The 16,180-nt window shown below is 49.9% G+C and carries 21 protein-coding genes; all 21 read right to left on the bottom strand.

The window, feature by feature from the left end:
* Nucleotides 1-251: 251 nt before the first annotated feature.
* Nucleotides 252-983, bottom strand: a complete 732-nt coding sequence (locus PIL01S_RS22120; protein ID WP_127539402.1) for an N-acetylmuramoyl-L-alanine amidase — start codon at nt 981-983, stop codon at nt 252-254.
* Nucleotides 976-1,185: a holin gene (locus PIL01S_RS22115; RefSeq protein ID WP_127539401.1), complete on the bottom strand. Its 210-nt coding sequence runs from the start codon at nt 1,183-1,185 to the stop codon at nt 976-978. Before PIL01S_RS22115 ends, PIL01S_RS22120 begins: the two co-directional genes overlap by 8 nt.
* A gap of 2 nt (nt 1,186-1,187) precedes the next feature.
* Nucleotides 1,188-1,562, bottom strand: coding sequence for a hypothetical protein (locus PIL01S_RS22110; protein WP_127539400.1), 375 nt, complete (start codon nt 1,560-1,562; stop codon nt 1,188-1,190).
* Nucleotides 1,563-1,653: 91 nt separating this feature from the next.
* The gene (locus PIL01S_RS22105) at nt 1,654-1,851 is read right to left on the bottom strand and encodes a CD1375 family protein (RefSeq protein ID WP_127539399.1); all 198 of its coding nucleotides are present in this window, start codon (nt 1,849-1,851) and stop codon (nt 1,654-1,656) included.
* Entirely contained in the window at nt 1,841-2,431 is a 591-nt protein-coding gene (locus PIL01S_RS22100; protein WP_127539398.1) for a hypothetical protein, read from the bottom strand. The genes PIL01S_RS22105 and PIL01S_RS22100 overlap by 11 nt, the downstream gene beginning before the upstream one ends.
* Before the next feature lie 12 nt (nt 2,432-2,443).
* A complete protein-coding gene (locus tag PIL01S_RS22095; protein ID WP_127539397.1) occupies nt 2,444-5,629 on the bottom strand; it encodes a hypothetical protein in 3,186 nt (1,061 codons plus the stop codon).
* On the bottom strand, nt 5,583-5,801 hold the full coding sequence (locus PIL01S_RS22090) for a hypothetical protein (protein ID WP_127539396.1): 219 nt from the start codon (nt 5,799-5,801) through the stop codon (nt 5,583-5,585). Before PIL01S_RS22090 ends, PIL01S_RS22095 begins: the two co-directional genes overlap by 47 nt.
* 58 nt (nt 5,802-5,859) lie before the next feature.
* Nucleotides 5,860-6,432, bottom strand: a complete 573-nt coding sequence (locus tag PIL01S_RS22085) for a stalk domain-containing protein (protein WP_127539395.1) — start codon at nt 6,430-6,432, stop codon at nt 5,860-5,862.
* A 42-nt stretch (nt 6,433-6,474) separates the two neighbouring features.
* Nucleotides 6,475-8,502: a hypothetical protein gene (locus PIL01S_RS22080; RefSeq protein WP_127539394.1), complete on the bottom strand. Its 2,028-nt coding sequence runs from the start codon at nt 8,500-8,502 to the stop codon at nt 6,475-6,477.
* 5 nt (nt 8,503-8,507) lie between these two features.
* The gene (locus PIL01S_RS22075) at nt 8,508-8,873 is read right to left on the bottom strand and encodes a DUF6711 family protein (RefSeq protein WP_246058512.1); all 366 of its coding nucleotides are present in this window, start codon (nt 8,871-8,873) and stop codon (nt 8,508-8,510) included.
* A 6-nt stretch (nt 8,874-8,879) separates the two neighbouring features.
* A complete protein-coding gene (locus tag PIL01S_RS22070) occupies nt 8,880-11,807 on the bottom strand; it encodes a phage tail protein (RefSeq protein ID WP_127539392.1) in 2,928 nt (975 codons plus the stop codon).
* Nucleotides 11,713-12,108: a hypothetical protein gene (locus PIL01S_RS22065; RefSeq protein WP_127539391.1), complete on the bottom strand. Its 396-nt coding sequence runs from the start codon at nt 12,106-12,108 to the stop codon at nt 11,713-11,715. The genes PIL01S_RS22070 and PIL01S_RS22065 overlap by 95 nt, the downstream gene beginning before the upstream one ends.
* 53 nt (nt 12,109-12,161) lie before the next feature.
* Nucleotides 12,162-12,518: a DUF6096 family protein gene (locus tag PIL01S_RS22060; protein ID WP_127539390.1), complete on the bottom strand. Its 357-nt coding sequence runs from the start codon at nt 12,516-12,518 to the stop codon at nt 12,162-12,164.
* A gap of 64 nt (nt 12,519-12,582) precedes the next feature.
* On the bottom strand, nt 12,583-13,005 hold the full coding sequence (locus PIL01S_RS22055) for a phage tail tube protein (protein ID WP_127539389.1): 423 nt from the start codon (nt 13,003-13,005) through the stop codon (nt 12,583-12,585).
* Nucleotides 13,006-13,022: 17 nt separating this feature from the next.
* The gene (locus PIL01S_RS22050; RefSeq protein ID WP_127539388.1) at nt 13,023-13,376 is read right to left on the bottom strand and encodes a hypothetical protein; all 354 of its coding nucleotides are present in this window, start codon (nt 13,374-13,376) and stop codon (nt 13,023-13,025) included.
* A complete protein-coding gene (locus tag PIL01S_RS22045) occupies nt 13,376-13,810 on the bottom strand; it encodes an HK97-gp10 family putative phage morphogenesis protein (protein ID WP_127539387.1) in 435 nt (144 codons plus the stop codon). Before PIL01S_RS22045 ends, PIL01S_RS22050 begins: the two co-directional genes overlap by 1 nt.
* Nucleotides 13,811-13,812: 2 nt before the next feature.
* Entirely contained in the window at nt 13,813-14,133 is a 321-nt protein-coding gene (locus PIL01S_RS22040; protein WP_127539386.1) for a head-tail adaptor protein, read from the bottom strand.
* The gene (locus PIL01S_RS22035) at nt 14,130-14,444 is read right to left on the bottom strand and encodes a phage head-tail connector protein (RefSeq protein WP_127539385.1); all 315 of its coding nucleotides are present in this window, start codon (nt 14,442-14,444) and stop codon (nt 14,130-14,132) included. The genes PIL01S_RS22040 and PIL01S_RS22035 overlap by 4 nt, the downstream gene beginning before the upstream one ends.
* 15 nt (nt 14,445-14,459) lie before the next feature.
* Nucleotides 14,460-14,762, bottom strand: coding sequence for a hypothetical protein (locus PIL01S_RS22030; protein WP_127539384.1), 303 nt, complete (start codon nt 14,760-14,762; stop codon nt 14,460-14,462).
* A gap of 29 nt (nt 14,763-14,791) precedes the next feature.
* Complete coding sequence (locus tag PIL01S_RS22025; RefSeq protein ID WP_127539383.1) at nt 14,792-15,811, bottom strand: major capsid protein; 1,020 nt, start codon at nt 15,809-15,811, stop codon at nt 14,792-14,794.
* Nucleotides 15,812-15,835: 24 nt separating this feature from the next.
* Nucleotides 15,836-16,165, bottom strand: a complete 330-nt coding sequence (locus PIL01S_RS22020; protein WP_127539382.1) for a hypothetical protein — start codon at nt 16,163-16,165, stop codon at nt 15,836-15,838.
* Nucleotides 16,166-16,180 lie beyond the last annotated feature (15 nt).

Below are 16,180 nucleotides of genomic sequence, written 5' to 3'. Positions count from 1 at the left end.
TAGGGATTACAATTAAAACTATTCCTTTTTTATCCACTTTCCATCTTTTTAAACCACCTCTCTCCTGATTTCATAAATATTGTACAACCTTCTTTAATACGCTTCGTTTGTATAACGCTTGTATTTCGGCTGATTTTGGGCTGATTTTTGGAAGATCAGTGGCTGAAAATTATAAAAAAAAGGCTCCACCGGCGTTATGCCAGCAGAGCCTTTTTACCGATGCTTTCGGATTTGAAATTATATTACCATATTTAACCTATTTGGTCAACATACTTCAACAGCCGGCTGACGACAGCCCCCAGCTCCTCTCGAGTAACCAAAGCACCCGGACGCGTGCCGTCGAAGAATCCCTTCTCCGTTACCTCTTTCCATGTCGTTTCAGCCCACATACTCGGGACGTTAATATCTCTTTCCTGAGTCATTGTCTTGACCTCCTTTGCCTTGCTTTTCAACCCCAGATATGCCACAATCCCTTGGACATGCCCTTCAATGATTGCATCGATCACACTGGCTTGCTTTAGCCGATCCGCGTCAGCTGCCACATCAACAAATAAATTTTCGGTGAGTACTGCCGGCATTTTAGATTCACGGACCATGTGCAGGTTCTGAGCTTTCTGGCCCCGATCAGTGCCACCCAGTTTGGCCATGACCGCCTTGTGCAGCACGTCCTGCAGCTTAATGCTGTTTTGGGATGCAGATGTATACCGGAAAGACTCGAATCCACCTTTTCCCCCACCAGCGTTGCAATGAATGGAGACTAGGAGATCGGCGCCGGCTGCGTTCGCCTTGCTTGTCCGTTCACGAAGCTCCAGGAATACATCCGTGGATCTCGACAGCAAAACCTGCACATTTTCATAGGCTGCTTCCATGCGCTCCTTAATTCCGAGCGATACCTTCAGTGCAACATCCTTCTCCTGGAGCCCGTAAGCAACTGCTCCCGGATCCTTACCACCATGTCCTGCATCGATCCATACTTTAAACATCTGTACCAGCTCCTTTGCTTACTTCTGGCAAACCTGCCAAACTTGTTAACAGGCTGGTGATCATTGATAATACGACTGTCCCACCCACTACACGCCAATCAACTTCTGTGAATACAGTAGTTGCACCGATTACGCCAATAGCAACCTGCGCTCCCGTTTTAATCACCCGAACTCCTGCAGCTTTCCACCATTTCATTGTCATAATTACATTCCCCCTAGTTTAAGTCCGGCCCATACAGCCGTAACAATAGCCCCTGCAACTACGGCAATTACTGCTCCGTAGAAGGTGCGTTTAAACCACTTTTGATCCTCAGCTTGTGCTTTCTGTGTGGCCAAAGCCGATTCAGCTTTACGCAAAGCATCGTCCGCAATCTCTTTCGCGGATTGAAGCATGTCTACCCTGTGATGCGCCGACTTGGATGACTGGTCCGCATTACGAGCGATCTCACGGACCGTTTCTACGGCTGCCGCCAACGTTGGCACAACCTCCAGCGTTTTCTCTATGCGTGCAAGCTGGATCTGAATATCGACAAGCAACTTCGAATTTTCGTCAGCCATCTCTTTCACCCTCTCGTCCACGGCTTTCTCCCCCTTCTCTTTGTATATATGAAAAAGCCCCCTGACCACTCCAGAGGGCATAATAATAGCGTTCCGTTTCAGGAACGCCTGGCTACGCGATATTGCCGTTTTGGTCCATCCCTGCTGCCTCCAAAGCTTCCGCTACTTTCTCACGGCTTCCTGTAGGTACAGCTTCCAACTTAATAACACCCTTATGGATCAGGGCCACGTATACAGCCAACATAGTCTCACCCCCTTTCACGAGTAACAAAGCCCAACGGATCAGCAGCCTGGCAAGTTTAAGCCTCATTAGATTCGCCGCCTGAAGACAACCCTAAAATCATGGCATGCAGCTCCATCAGAGCAACTTGATTCAGTGTACTTTCCTCAGCCAGCTGCTCATTCCGTGCTTCTGCTTCAGCAAGTCGCTGTTTTAGCAGATCCAGCTCTGAAGGTTCTTCAGGCTGCGGCTTGGTCAGCTCGTCAATCTCTTCCTGGCTTAACCCTTCGATCCACAAATCCGGAAAATCGGGACCGACATATTGCGGCGCTTCTTCCTTTTCTTCTTCAGGTAATTGAAGCCAGGCATCATAAAGAGCTTGATACTCAGTTCGTGCTGTCTCTTCCTCTTCGAGATAGGCTTCCCATGCCTTCAGATCAAACTTCGGCCGAAACAGTCCTGCAGGAACCGGCACGCCTACAATGTAACCCTTAATCTCTGGTTCAACCTCTTCCACGTCTTCCGGTTCCTCAACCTCTTCTGATGCTTCCGGATCGAATACCGGAGGTTCTGGCTCGGCATAAAAAGGGACGACACCGGAAAAGGCATCGCCCACCAACTCGTCCTCCAAATAGAGGCCGTCTATATTTACTTTAGGTACGACTTTCATTTGAATCCTCCTTTATTGTTCAGCTAAAAATGAAATTCCCTCCAATGACATAAAGCCCGATTGGAAGTTAACAGCAGTAATAACTGTACCATCAGGAAATACATTTATGCTTGCTGGCAATGCTCCATCGCCTGCGGCATTCGCGGCAGAAATAGTTGATATAGCTAAAGCATGTGCAGGGCGATATCCTTTTGGAAGCATGAAAAATGCACCTCCAAATCCGGACTTGATTAACCCTCTTATATGCACATATCCCGATGAATCTTTATAATATCCTGCCGGACTAAACCCATTCGAGAAGTTAACCCAACCATTAAGCAACGTTGGCGTAATCCACGCCGGACTATCCTTTTCAGCCTTTTTCGACTCCACAACGCTAATACGTGCATTCGCTTGTTGAACGTCTTGTACCAAGTCCGTAAACAACGCCTTTTCGTTTTCGGCTACCGATCCGAAGATAGGAACAATTGGAGACTTGTCCAGCATCAAATACGTTACCGTGTACGTTACGGATGGATCGTATTTATCCGATGCAAGGCTTGCTTTTTTATTGCCGTATTGATTGTTCCCCGAATAAATAGTCCATTTGTAGTCCCTTTGATTGTTACGGAATATAGCAAGAATATCCAAGACTTTGTATTTCAAGGGTTTACCATAAACCGTATCGTTTAAATAGTAAGTATTTGAATATAAACCCGCTGTATTAGGTTCACGCAACACGATACCCGTTCCGACTTCAACTTGGTTATTGCCTTCGTTTAACGTCAATTGCCCTTCTGACGTGATCGGTTCGACAGTTGGCGTTGCAAGTTGATATACGAGTTGGTATGGCGTCCATTCCGAGTATGTGTCCGTCGGAATTGATGATACGCTGGAATCTGCTGGGCGATTAATTTTAAACCACTGTTTGGTTCCGCTCGTATACGGTGTTTCTCTGTTCCCTTCTTGGTACATTTTCCATCCCATGAAATACGCCTTAATCTCGTCGGCTGTCGGATTGTAAGAGTCTCCCCATCCGCTGTTTGCGTTGGAAATTGTCAAGAATAAACGAGTGGGATTTCCTACAACTATGCCATTTTGAATATCAGAAGCGGTTAATGATGCGTTTAAGTTGAGGACTTTACCATCAAATTTCGCAACAATTGCTGACCTTGAGACGGCATCATTATACACACCTTCAACGTAAACCGCTTTATATCCAGTGCTTGAATTACTCGAACTATACGCATAAACCAAACTTCCGTCTAATGTGCCCTTACGCCACTTCGCCAACTTGAAGTATTGCCCGTCCTTCTCGAACACTTCGTCAGCATTCGCCCCGGTTAATGGATCAGCGTATAAATCCGTTTGCAATGCGAGCATGGCATCTTCACGTGGTTTGAATGGTTTGGCTGTTGTGCCGATATTGAGCATTGGGTTATCCACAACCATAATTCCCGTTAAACTACCGGATATAAGCGTTAGTCGGAGATACTTCGTCCCTGATCCGCTTGGAACAGTGAAGGTAATCGCGTCCCTGACTACGCCCAAAGAGTTCATTGTAATCGTACTCTTATCATCAGCAAAACCGATTACTTGAAAGTTATCTCCGTTTACTAACCCCGGCGTCAATGTGTAAGTCTCCCCTTCGACCACCGGAACCCAATATCTTGCAACGTTTACACTCGATCCTGTTAACGAAAAGGATAGCGAGTATGGGGATGTTAAATTTACGCCAGTAGCAATCTCGGCTTCGTAAAACGGTGGCAACAAATTCTCGCCGTAGCGAATCGCGTACGGATTTCGCACGGGTTGAACGCTATCGACGTAAGGATACTTGGATGATATTTGTTCAAGCGTCATGCTGTCCAATGCAGCGTATTCAGTTGCGCTTAGTTCGTAAAGACGAATCGAATCAACATATCCATACGTTCCGGCTGCCCCTTCCACGGAAATATTAATATTTGCCGCATTATCGGTTGTGGGATTATATTTCACGTACTGTGGCCCGAATTTCGTATCCGTGTAATTTATAGCTGTAGGGCCTCCACTACTTATGTTGGTTCTCAACCCGATCGCATTCCCGTTCTTGACGTCTGCCATAAGCAAATAATATTTTCCGGCTTTGAACGGATACGAAGATTGGTAAATCGATCCCACAGTGAACCCTGCGGAAACAGTTATCTTGAATCCATTAACCCCACTTGTTTTATTAGAGGAATCCAATGCGTTAGAAGTTTGGAAGGTTTTCCAGTTACCGATTGCTTCACAACCTCCTTCACGTCCCAGCAAGTTAACCAACGTTCGGCCCTTGAGTCCACTCAAGGAAAACGGGGCTTCCTGCTCTGCTTGTAAAACTTGGACACCTGGCTGTAGTGTAACGGCTGATCGCTCCGAGATATCCAGTCTCCCGTCCACGTATGTCTTAACCTCATCGGCCTTCGCTTGAGCTCCTGCCTTTGTCTCCCCGTCTTCACGAACAAACTTGGCATCTGCACCGCTCATTAGGCCGCTGGCTCCACCTATCACAGCATCAGGAATAACGTCTGATCCACCTGTGATGTGGGAAGATGCATGCGCACCTGGAGTCGCTTCCCCTGTGGCAGTCACAGTTAATTTCTTACTTGCCGGATCCGTTGTCACTGTGATCCCAGTACCACCTGTAATCTGCAGAGCATCGGACGGGGCGGCTGCCTCTACGTCATTTACCTTGGCAAATGCGTTCTGATTGACCTCAGCTCCTTCAGCAATGCCATCTAGTTTGGCATGATCCTCAGCAGTAACGTGTATGTCCGTATCCGCTGCATGGCTGTCCAGATTAGCCTGTACTGCGTCTGTTTCTGTTTTACGGGCAATGTCATCCGCTGCAGCTGGAGCGGCCACCTTGGCCCGTCCCTCTGCGTCTCGCTGCATGAGCGTGTCAGGCGTTGCAGCGCTGGTGCTGGCATCTGATTTCTTCTTATCTGCAGCTGACATGAAACCTGCGGCGTTGCCGCTCGCTGCTGGGTGCTCGTCGGCTCCTCGTTGCTTATGGGCTGTCAGAGAAGCTGCAGCTGAAGCAATAGCAGCTGCTTTAGCTGCATCGGCTTTAGCTTGAGCATCGGCCGGCGTACCCTTGGTGTCCATTTCAGCCTGGACCCGATCAAAGCCAATATTGATATTATTGAAATCTTCACTGATCCGCTTGCTCCCGACCAGGTTCGCGTATCGGTTGGCCATTTGTCTCAGCTCCCTTCAAAAAATGATCCACATCCTGCTTAAGTAAAAGAAGCAGCCCAAGCTTATCATCCCGATTTGGCATCGTATCCAGCAAGGCCTTAAGCACCTGAGGCACTTCGTTAACAATGTCCTCTACATCGATGGACAACTCTAATACTTTCTTAATTCTCACAGCTAAACCCCTTTCCAGGCATCAAAAAAGAGCCCATGCACATGGACTCTCAATTGGATTATTTAATTGCAGCCAAGGCCTCGTCAATCAGTTTCACATCTTCTTCATATTTAGCGATCTCAGCATCCAGGTCAGCTATTTCTTTTTTTAGGTTGGCTATCACCTGAGGGGTAAAATCACCACCTTCTACCTTTTCCAAATCCGCTAGTTGAGCAACCTTACTTTCTCTGATTTCTTTTGTTGGGATAAGAATCTTTTCCTGAGTTATCTTTTTTGATTCTTCCAAACTAGACTTTGACTGGCCCAGGTATTTATTGGATTGGGGTGTCGGTGTAGTGATTGTAGAATCAACACTAGCATTATCTTCCGAATTCGAAGTAATAGTTATCGTCTTACCACTCACTTTTACATCAGCTCCTAAAGCATCGGACAAAGCGCGCGCCGGTACATTTGCTCTGGAGTCAATCACAGCGCCCTTGTCCGACAATTTTTTACCGTCCACGATAACTGTATATTCACCCGTTACCTTTTTACCAACCATGCTCTTTACAGTATCAGCAAATGCCCCGCCTGCTGTCGAAAGAACAACTCCAATCAGAATACCCCCTGCAATGTATGCTACCTTTTTCACTCTTATACCTCCGTATTGGTGCAATTTACCTATTATGATACATTACGGAGTAGATGTCGTAAAGGTTCCGCCCCAGTTCTGGTTAGCAGTGTTTCCGTGATTGTGCGTAGGTAAAGTAACCGTATGTGTATGGCTCGATGAAGCTTTACCAGCAATCGCTGCCCATAGCGCATTGATTTCGGATTGAAGTCCAGCTATTTTAGATATACCAAGACCCTGGACCGTGGCAAATGAATAATCTATTGTACCTTGCATCGAGAGTGTGCCATTCATTGCTCGAATCAACATATCTGACTGGCCTATTAACGAGAAACTACCGCTAGATGCGTATAGCTGACCCATTAGACTCTCAGACTCATTGAAGAATGTTAGCCCTGCCATACCAGCGGCATCGTTATAGCCAATGCTTACACGCTTACGGTTAGATGAGTCAATGGATCTCCAACCAGCTTGGTCGATTTCAATACGTCTCCCGCTCTCGGCAGTTTTTAGCACTGAACCGGTTATAGTAGACCCTTTAATATCTGTACCTATGATTGTTCCTGCTTGGATCGTTCCGCTGAATGTACCATCTACCCCGAGTAGCGTTCCTGAAAATGTACCTCCTGCTGCTTGCAGATCACCTGTAAATGTCCCACTTGCTGCTTGAAGCCTACCAGAGAATGTTCCATCAACACCCTGGAGTGTACCCGTGAACACGCCATCTGTGGCTTCCAGCGTCCCGTTAAACTTATACCGTCTGCTTGGGATGTCAAAATAAATAGCGTCCTCGCCACCCGCCTGGAAGGTCATCTGGTCACTGTTGAGGATCACCTTGCTGGCATGGTCCTCACGTTCAATGGTCAGCCCCTCAGTTCGGGTAATCGTTGCCCCGTAATAGGACTTACCTTCTTTAACCGCGATCTTGTTCAAATTGTTGACTGCTGTGGTCAGGCTGCCGTCCACCACAAATTCACTCTGTTGCTCAGATACCGAAGGTGCTTCCAGCGTCATGCGAAGTCCGCCAGCAAAGTTAAATACCTGGTGCAGGATCAGAGACTTATACCGGACAATACCGTCCCACGGAATATCGGTATCCTGCCAGGATGATACCGTCTCGTCCCAAGTCGTCCCCTCTTGCTGTTCAAACGAGATCACGTCTCCCTGCTCCAGCTGAGGATACCCCTGCGCCCTCATGGTGAGAGGTAGATAAGAAAACCCCTGCAGCGTCGCCTGTAGGTCATTCACCATAGCCTGGGTCATGAACGGGTTCTCCAGGTACAGGGTATGGTTGTCATCTCCGGTACCCGACTCATACTCCAGCTCATCTTCCGTGTTGTATGTGACGACTACCCGGGTGTATGTCTTCACTGGATTCGTTTGTTTCACGGAAGTATAGTCAAACGTCGTCATCTCAAAGACCGGCTCATCCGTGGCGGTGAATCGCTTGAACTTCACGGTACCCGCTTTGTCAATGTACAGGCTGGCACTATTGGCTGCAGCAATATAGGAAAGTACCTGCCTCATCGTGTAGCCAGCAGGCCCAGCTTGGATTCGGTAATTGGGGTTAATGACCACGCTGCTGTCATAGGTCCAACCCAAGCGCTTACAGATCTCGTCGAACACTGCACGCTGCGTAGCGGGGTAGGTTAGCGACGACACATAAGCTACATCCGAAAATACCAATTTGTCATAACAAACAAAGGTCCACACATCATTGATTCGCTCCCTGGAGTCCACATAAAACTCGCCCAAGGGTAGCCAATCTGTTCCAGTACCGGTCCATGAGATGTGCATATCTTGCCAAGGGTACTGAGCCTGCAGCCAGGTCATCCCTCGCATGGACAAAGAAAGGTATGGCATGATTCGAGCGTTTGCTGGGATGATTTCATTGGTCCGGAGCTTAATGGTCAGTTTGGACGGAATGGCCGTCCCGATCTGAAAGCCGTCCGTCAAGCTCAGGCTATTCTCTATACTAAAATCAACAATCTTAGTATCATCGTATTCTTCGGATCCCACAGAGGCCTTCACGATAAATTCTCGGTCAGGCCGCCGCAGATAATCCGCATAGATCGGTGATATAGGGAACAATCAAATCACCTCTCTGTCAGCGTCATTTTGAAGCCGCTCCAGTAGATAATGCCATCTTTCTCGAACGGAATATTCCCTGGCCGATCTCCGACATACACTTTTTTGGTCACGTACCCTCCGACCATGGGATCCGGATAAGTAAAATCAAAAAAGACATCACTCATTTGCTGAAGCAACGGCGATATCTCCCCCATTTCCAAGGTGTTAAATGTCAGTTCAATTTGACGCTTCACGGCTACCCGGTCCCGATGCAGCGTACCATCAGCGGTTCGCGTGGTACTCTCAGCATCGTCAAGATCCAGGACAGTCACTTGAATTGAGGAAGGCATGGCCGCAATCGCTGCACCGTTGATTTTAAGATCCACAGTCATCCCTCCTTAGATACGCAGCGGGTTTACACCCGTTCTGCGCTGAATATCATTTATGCCGGTGGCGGCCACTCGGCCGATCTCGGTTGTGCCTACCTGCAGGATCAGATCTCCTTTGCTACTCCGAAGAGCCGTAAGGATCTGGCCAAGTAGGTTTTCCATTCTGCTGTTATCGTTGCCTGAGTTAATGATCCCCTGCAACTTGGAAAGTGGTGCGACCACCTCAGGGTCAATGCCGGCGCCCTTGTTATCTCCGACCATAGCCAGCGTTGGCCCGTAAGCCAAACCACCTTTCGCCAGGCGCGGGATCTTCGGAATTCTCGGCAAGCCGATACTACCACCGCCGACTTTCTGGCCGAAAATCTCGACTTCCGGAATGCTGACGCTGATACTGTTTAACCCATCGATTACTTTGTTCACGCCATCGATGATCAGATTCAGCGGTGCTTTCACCAAGCCGTACAACGATTCGAAGATACCACCGAAGATATCTTTGACTCCCGTCCAGGCTTTCTTCCAATCTCCTGTGAACACGCCCGTAACAAATTTAATGAGACCGGTCAACGTCTTCCTCAGTCCCTCAATCACGGTCCCGATCCCGTCGAAGACTGTACTGAATGCCGGCTTCAGATTCTTCCATAGCACGTCTATAATCGGGTTGATCACGTTTTTCCATAGCTGCGTTAGTATGGTAATGACCTTATTGATGATCGGCATGACGGTCACCGTCAAGATCTGATACAGCCCTTTCCAGGCTTCAGCTAAAACAGATCCTATCGCCTGAGCCAAAGGAACAATGATCTTTTGCCACAACATGGTGAGTAATTCAGACAGCACCTTGAAGACAGGCTGCAAAACTGTTCCGATGAAGTTGGCCAGCGGTACCAGGACTTGCTGCCATAGCTGTTTGAAGATTGAAATGACGTTTGGTATCACCGTCTGTACGAAGAACATGATGGCAGGCTTTAGGATTTTGGTCCAAGCATCTGTCAGTACCGTCTTCACGAACTCAGCGACCGGTTTCAGAGCAGCCAGCCAGGTTTTACCCAACTCCTGAACCTGCTTCCGGAATTCCTCGCTCTCAGCATACAGATCCACGAAACTGATAATAAGCGCGGCAATGAGTCCCGTAATAAGTACAACCGGCGAAGAAACAGCACTCAATGCTGCTGTGATCCCTTCCAGGACACTGGCTACCAACCCACCGGAGGCAATCATTTCACCAAGCGTTGCGAGCATGGGCGCGATAGCAACCACAAACTCGGCAATCTTAAATGCAGCAAAGAAACCGGCAACGACAGCCGCACCTTTTAAGAAGGTTTCCTGGTTCCCATCAATCCAGGCAGACAGGCTGTTCAAGCCTCCAGCAAGTTGCTGCAAGGCCGAGACAATAATCCCGCCTGTCCAAGCCGCTACGGGCTGCAGGAAGTTGGTCCAGAGCCAATCCGCTACCGGTTTAAAGGCTTCGACAACGCTATTCAGTACGCGTATGGCTCCAGCCAATACATCAATGAATGCCGGCAAAGCCTTCTCCACCGTCCATTTGGCCAGCGGGACCAGAGCCTCTTTATACAGCCAAACCAAACCTTGGCCAACGTTCTTAGCAAATGGTTTCAGCGCACTCCATAGGCCAGCTAAGGATTTCTTCAGTGGCTCCAGGCTGATCTTCGAAAGAGGTTCCAAGGCTTTACGAACCGTATCAGCAAAAGCCCTAGCTTTCTCCGTGAGAGCATCCATTTCACCTGTTACACCGCTGAAGTCGGAAGCTGTGAATCCACCCATCCCGCCTCCTCCGATATCGGGGATAGAAGCTCCTCCTCCACCAGCTCCAGCACCTCCGTCATCCTCTGCGCCAGAAGCACCGCCGCCCTTATCACCGACCAGGTTGAGCTTGTCAAAGCCTGCAACGGCAGCCTTGGCTTCCTTCGCAGCAGCTTTGGCTTTCTTGCCGGCGTCCTTAATGGCACTACCCGCCCCGGAAGCTTGATCCCCTGCAGTTTGGTAAGCACCACCAAGGTCTCCTATGGCGCTCGCTTGGTCTTGTGCAGCTTGTACCTGCTGTCCAGCTCCGGAAGAACCGCCAAATAAAGCCGTGGTAAATGCGGCCAGCCATTTCATAGCTGTTGCAAGGGCTTTGGCCATCGCGATCAGCGCTGGCAGAACGGTATTGTAAATCGGCAAAAACGCCTGACCGAGATACAGCCGGGCGTTCTTCAGTTGAGCGATAAACATAGCCTGACGGGTCATGGTATTCGCCTGCAGCGTATTACCATACTTGCGGGCCGCTTGTTCCAGGATGGCATAATACAAGATCGTCTGCTGTGTCTGGAAGCTCAGCTGCTGCCAACTGCTGTCACCGGCAAACTGCCTGAACGCTTCTGTTGATTCGAGCATGGCCACATTGACGTTAATCCCCAGATCCTCGATGGCATCCGTCTCACCGAGCATACCGCTTCGGATCCGTTCCATGACGTCCGAGATTTCCCGACCCGTCGCACTGGCGATGATCGCGGATGTCTTCAGCAAGTCAATGGTCCGCTGCGTCGTCTGCGCCTGGTCTTGTGAGAAGCCGCTGATCAGGTTTGCATACGTGGCACCGTACTGCGTGGCCTCCGAGATCCCCATACCAAAGGCAGCGGCCTGAGACATGACCCATTCGCGGAATACCCCGACGCTTTGACCCATCATCCGGTTGACCTGACCCACGGCAGCCTCAAAGCGCATGGCATCCTTTGTCGCACTGGTAAACACTTGGCCAAGCTTCAAGACAGCCAGGGTGGCTGCCAAGGATTGGAATGCGGACTTGATCACTCCCGTCGACCGGCTAACCTCGCGCTCCGTATTACTCAGCTGCTTCCGGACGTTCGCCAGATCGCGGCGGAGCTGACTGGTCTCGCCCGTTATCAATACTCGTAGTTCCTCTACCGTCATGGCCATGCTTTTTCTCACCCCGCTTCCTGTGTCGAGCCCCGTAGGCTGCAACTCGTTCCTTCATTAAGCGCCAGTCTTGACGCTGATCAAACAGTTCTTCAGGGAATATCCCGGGAAAGGCCTCCTGCAGCTCAGGTGGTTTCTGTTTGTCCCCTAACGCCCGGGAGACAAGCTTTCCAATGAGCTGCGCCTGTCTATAACTAAGAACAGCCTCAAGCTGCAGGTCTGCTTTTCTCCGAGCTGTGTAAGCCTCGATGGACACCGTAATCTCTTGATACGTCATGTCCCAATACTGGATAGGATCCACACCTGCCTGAACGGCCGTCGGATAGAGCTTATCAAACAGCTCGGTCAGCGATTTTACTGATTCTCCGCCCCGGTCGCTTCCCCCGCCTCCGGAGCTTTCTTGAAAAAACCGCTGACCTGGAATACCTCAATCAAATGCGGCATTAAGTCCGTATACGTGTTGCCTTCATCCACATAGTCGTCATAGATATCCAGGATGTTTGCCCAGCTGATCCCGTGCTGAAACTTCTGCATTGCTGCGTGCAGAATCCGCAGTGTGCCCGTCAGTGGGGGCAGATTCCCGTTTTCCGCAGCCATCAGGATATCCATTGGATTCCGTCCGCCCAGGTGCTTCTCTAGCTCCGTGATATGGGCAGCTCCAAGGCGCAATTTATAATCCTTGCCGTTCATCGTAAGCGTCGTATATTTCATGTCGTTTCCTCCTCAAATTTAAAAGCGCCCCCAAGATAGGAGCGCCTTTGTGTATTAATAGCTGTTAAACGGGGTCTGTGATTTCAATCTCGGATTGTAAGTAAAACGCAGCGGTAAAGGTCAGGGCCGCGTTGACAGCAGCCGCATCCATCTTCACGCTCACTTGGGCCGAGAAGTCATGCGTTGTACCGTCCGGATATTCCACGCGGAAATCCTTGGTATCTCCCGATTCCATAATGCCTTTCAGGATCCGGAAGTTGGACGTCGGTCCAGAGTTGTCATACAAGAATGAGAACGTCAAATCACCGAGATCCTTGATCCCGGCAATATAACGACGGGTACTATCCTTCAGCGTAGTTACCTCTACTTGTTCCGGATCCCCACCCATTTCTGGTACTTCCATCAGCAAGCCAATTTCAGTGTATGTGCTTGATCCGCTTGTCTCCTTATACGACAGTGTCGTGTCTTTCGTTAATACTCCAGCCATGTTGGTCTCCTTTCTGCCTATTGCGTCACGCGGCCGCTGCGGGAATCCACAACGCCGCGATAACGCATGGTCTTGTGTTTAATACCTGACGGGTCCGGCACATCTGCCGAAAAGTCCCGACGCAGGCCAATACTGTTCATCCTTACATCTACTTCAGCAGCAAGCGTACCCGTAGACTTGTTATGCCAAATGTCCACCTGGATGGCTACCGCCGTCAGTGGACTATTTTTAATGCCGAGCGGGTCATTATTACTTGGCTCATAGAAACTGATATGGGGTAGCATGGAGAAGTCCTTTGGATATGCATCCGAAATGGTGACTCCCGCAATCTCCTTCAGCTGGGCAAAAACTTCGGGCTTGATGTCATACATCAGTGACCACCCAACTTTCTAATTTCCTTTTTCAGCTCATCAGCAATCATATCGCTGACAATCTGCTTATTCTGCTCTGCCGCAGGGTACAAGAACGGCTGCGCCGGCATCCCCTTCCAGTCTTGGCGATAACTCAGATCGCCGTCATACTTCGGAGGAGAAGGTGAATCCTTACCTCGCTGGCCCGTCCCAAACTCAACATACGGAGCGTAATCCAAGCCCGTTGACACTACTCCCACCGTCTTGCCGCGTTCTTCTGTTACCTCTGCCTTAATGCTGTTACGGAGCTGACCTGTTTCACCGGTAGGAGCAAGCGCCTTAGCGTCACCCTGAACCTTCAGAGTCGCTTTATGGATGCCACGCTTCAGAGCTTCTTTGTCTGCCCCTAAACGAGCTAACTTACGCATAAGACGATCCACGCCTTGCATGGCCATAATCAGATCGCCTCCATATCGATAACAAAGTGGCCGCTCCACGGCCTCACGGCTACCACCTTGTAATCCGGAAAGTCCAGGGTGTATAAACGAGCCCCTGCCGATTCAAGCTTCTCAGGAGGCTTTTGCTCCACGTACATGACTTGCATATACGCCAAACGTTCGCCATACATTTCAGCCATGACACGTCCACCTGCAGGCTGCACGTTACCGCGCAGCTCAAATGGATCGCCCCAGCCTTCAGACGTGGTTCCGTCACCCTCCTGGAGTGGGACCCTGGGCTGGAAGGTCACAAGCCGTTTATCACGTTCCCGTAGTCTCACGTCCGGCCCACCACCTTCAGCAACCGGTGATGACTGATGGTCCGCTGGAGATCCGCAGGCAGATCCACAAAAGCACGGCTCACGCCGCCCTCGCTGTGACTTGTCTGACCCTCGATCCCCACTTTGTTATACCGCATGATTACCAGCTGCCTAAGAGCTGATTCCAGTCCAGACGGAATGGTCTGACGGTTCGTCCAACTCAGCAGATCCGCTTCGGCGTCCTCGATCAAGACAGACAACAAAGGGCCCTGCTCTACAGAAGCGGGACCCAGCAATGCTTGTATCTTTTCCAAACGATTCATTGTAGCCATAACTTATCCCCTCGCTTACGCCTTGGGTTCACCGGCTGCTTTGATCTTCTCCAGAATGCCCTCTTTGCTCGTTGCCTTGCCGAGGTCGATATTGCGATCCGCTGCATAGACTCTCAGCTCGTCTGGCTCCATGGAATCCAGCGGATCCGCTGTCGGCGCAGAGTCGTTTCCAGCGCCAGCGTCATCATCGGATTCATCAATCACGTTTACATAGGGCTTGATCCTCTCATAGCCTTTCGAGGAGATCGAAAAGGACGCTCCTTTTTCATAGGGCGTCCCGTTGTGGCGAATCGGTATGCTTCTCACTTCAACTTTCACGTCTTATCCCTCCTTTGGTCCTTCGGTTTTTAGATGACTTGAGCTTGGAACACGTTATCCGCTTCCGGGAAGCTTGGCAGCGCTGTGGCAACGGCTTTTTTCCATGTGCTCACAGGGTCCAGGTTCTCTTCGTAGACCATGGCCAGGACGTTACCTACCATCTGGGATTCGATACTTGGATCCCGACGCAAACGCACTTCCTCCGCTGTCGGACCATAGATCGTTTCACCAAGCGGGTTATCACCAAACAAAGCAATCTTGTTCTGTGGGAAATAACGATGCGTTGTGAATGTTCCATTTGCATGCTGCTTACGATACTTCGCATCATAAGACGCCAATGCCGGTAATCCGTGCTGCACCAGGAAGGCGTTCAGATCGGCACGAGTTGGTACGCGCTGCGATCCGGATCCATAAATGGCTCCAATGATCTTCGAGTGACGAAGTAGGGAACCAATGACCTCTTTTGAAGTCAGGCCACGTGTCGGTACCTCATCCAAAGCGTCCGCAAAACGTTCCAGGTCTCCGATTGGATCGCTGTCCGGATCCGTCCAGAGGCTGGTACCGCTCAGTACTTCTTTATGTTCATCTGGTACGCCGTAGTCAATAGTCGCGGACAGGTTGTTCTCATCTAGCGTAACCGTACCGTTTGCTGTTGCCTCCATACGCATGGCCTCAGCCCGTGCACGTACCCCTGCCACCAGGACGTCGATATCGTTGTACACCACCTGCATGAGATATTGCAGCTCCTGCGAGTTACGCGGGCTCTCCAGTGCAATGATCTCTTTCTCAGTCAGCGGCAGTTTACGCTTAATCAGGGCAAGCTCCAGCGCTTGTTTAGCTGCTTCACGCGTGCCGATCTCCGCCTCCGTATCAAACGCATGAACAGAAGCGATAACTGGCGTGCGGCCCGCCCCCACGATCATGTCAAACTCCAGGGATTCCCGCTTCACCTCAGGGAACAAGGTCTCTCCAAGCAATGGCGGGAATTGTCTGTCTCGTAAATAGTTCAGAATCTCGCGTTGATTAAAAAGGTCCAAAATGTTTGCCATAACTGAACTTCTCCTCTCAGCCTGTTACAGGCTCTGTTTAAATTTAATATCTGACTTCTCAGTAAGCGCCGTCTGCGCCTCTGCTGAAGGGGTGACCGGTAGTCTTTCCTTGTAAAGCCAAGCATCGACCAGGACAGAACCCGGTTGTGGTCCTTCCGTGACATCCGTATCGGTGTAGGTGATACCAATCGCTGTGGCGTCATTGGCCGGGTATACCGTACCTGCAGGAACGATCTTTCTACCATTCGCATCTGCAGTCACACCTGCATCACTGATTTGATGGGTAAACGCAACAAACTTCGCACTCGCCAGAAAGTTAGGCTGAGACGCGCTTTCTCTTTTCACATATGGCATAATAATGCTCCTTTC

It is taken from the genome of Paenibacillus illinoisensis NBRC 15959 (assembly GCF_004000925.1).
Lineage (GTDB): Bacteria > Bacillota > Bacilli > Paenibacillales > Paenibacillaceae > Paenibacillus > Paenibacillus illinoisensis.
This window is presented reverse-complemented; position numbering and strand designations above follow the sequence as displayed.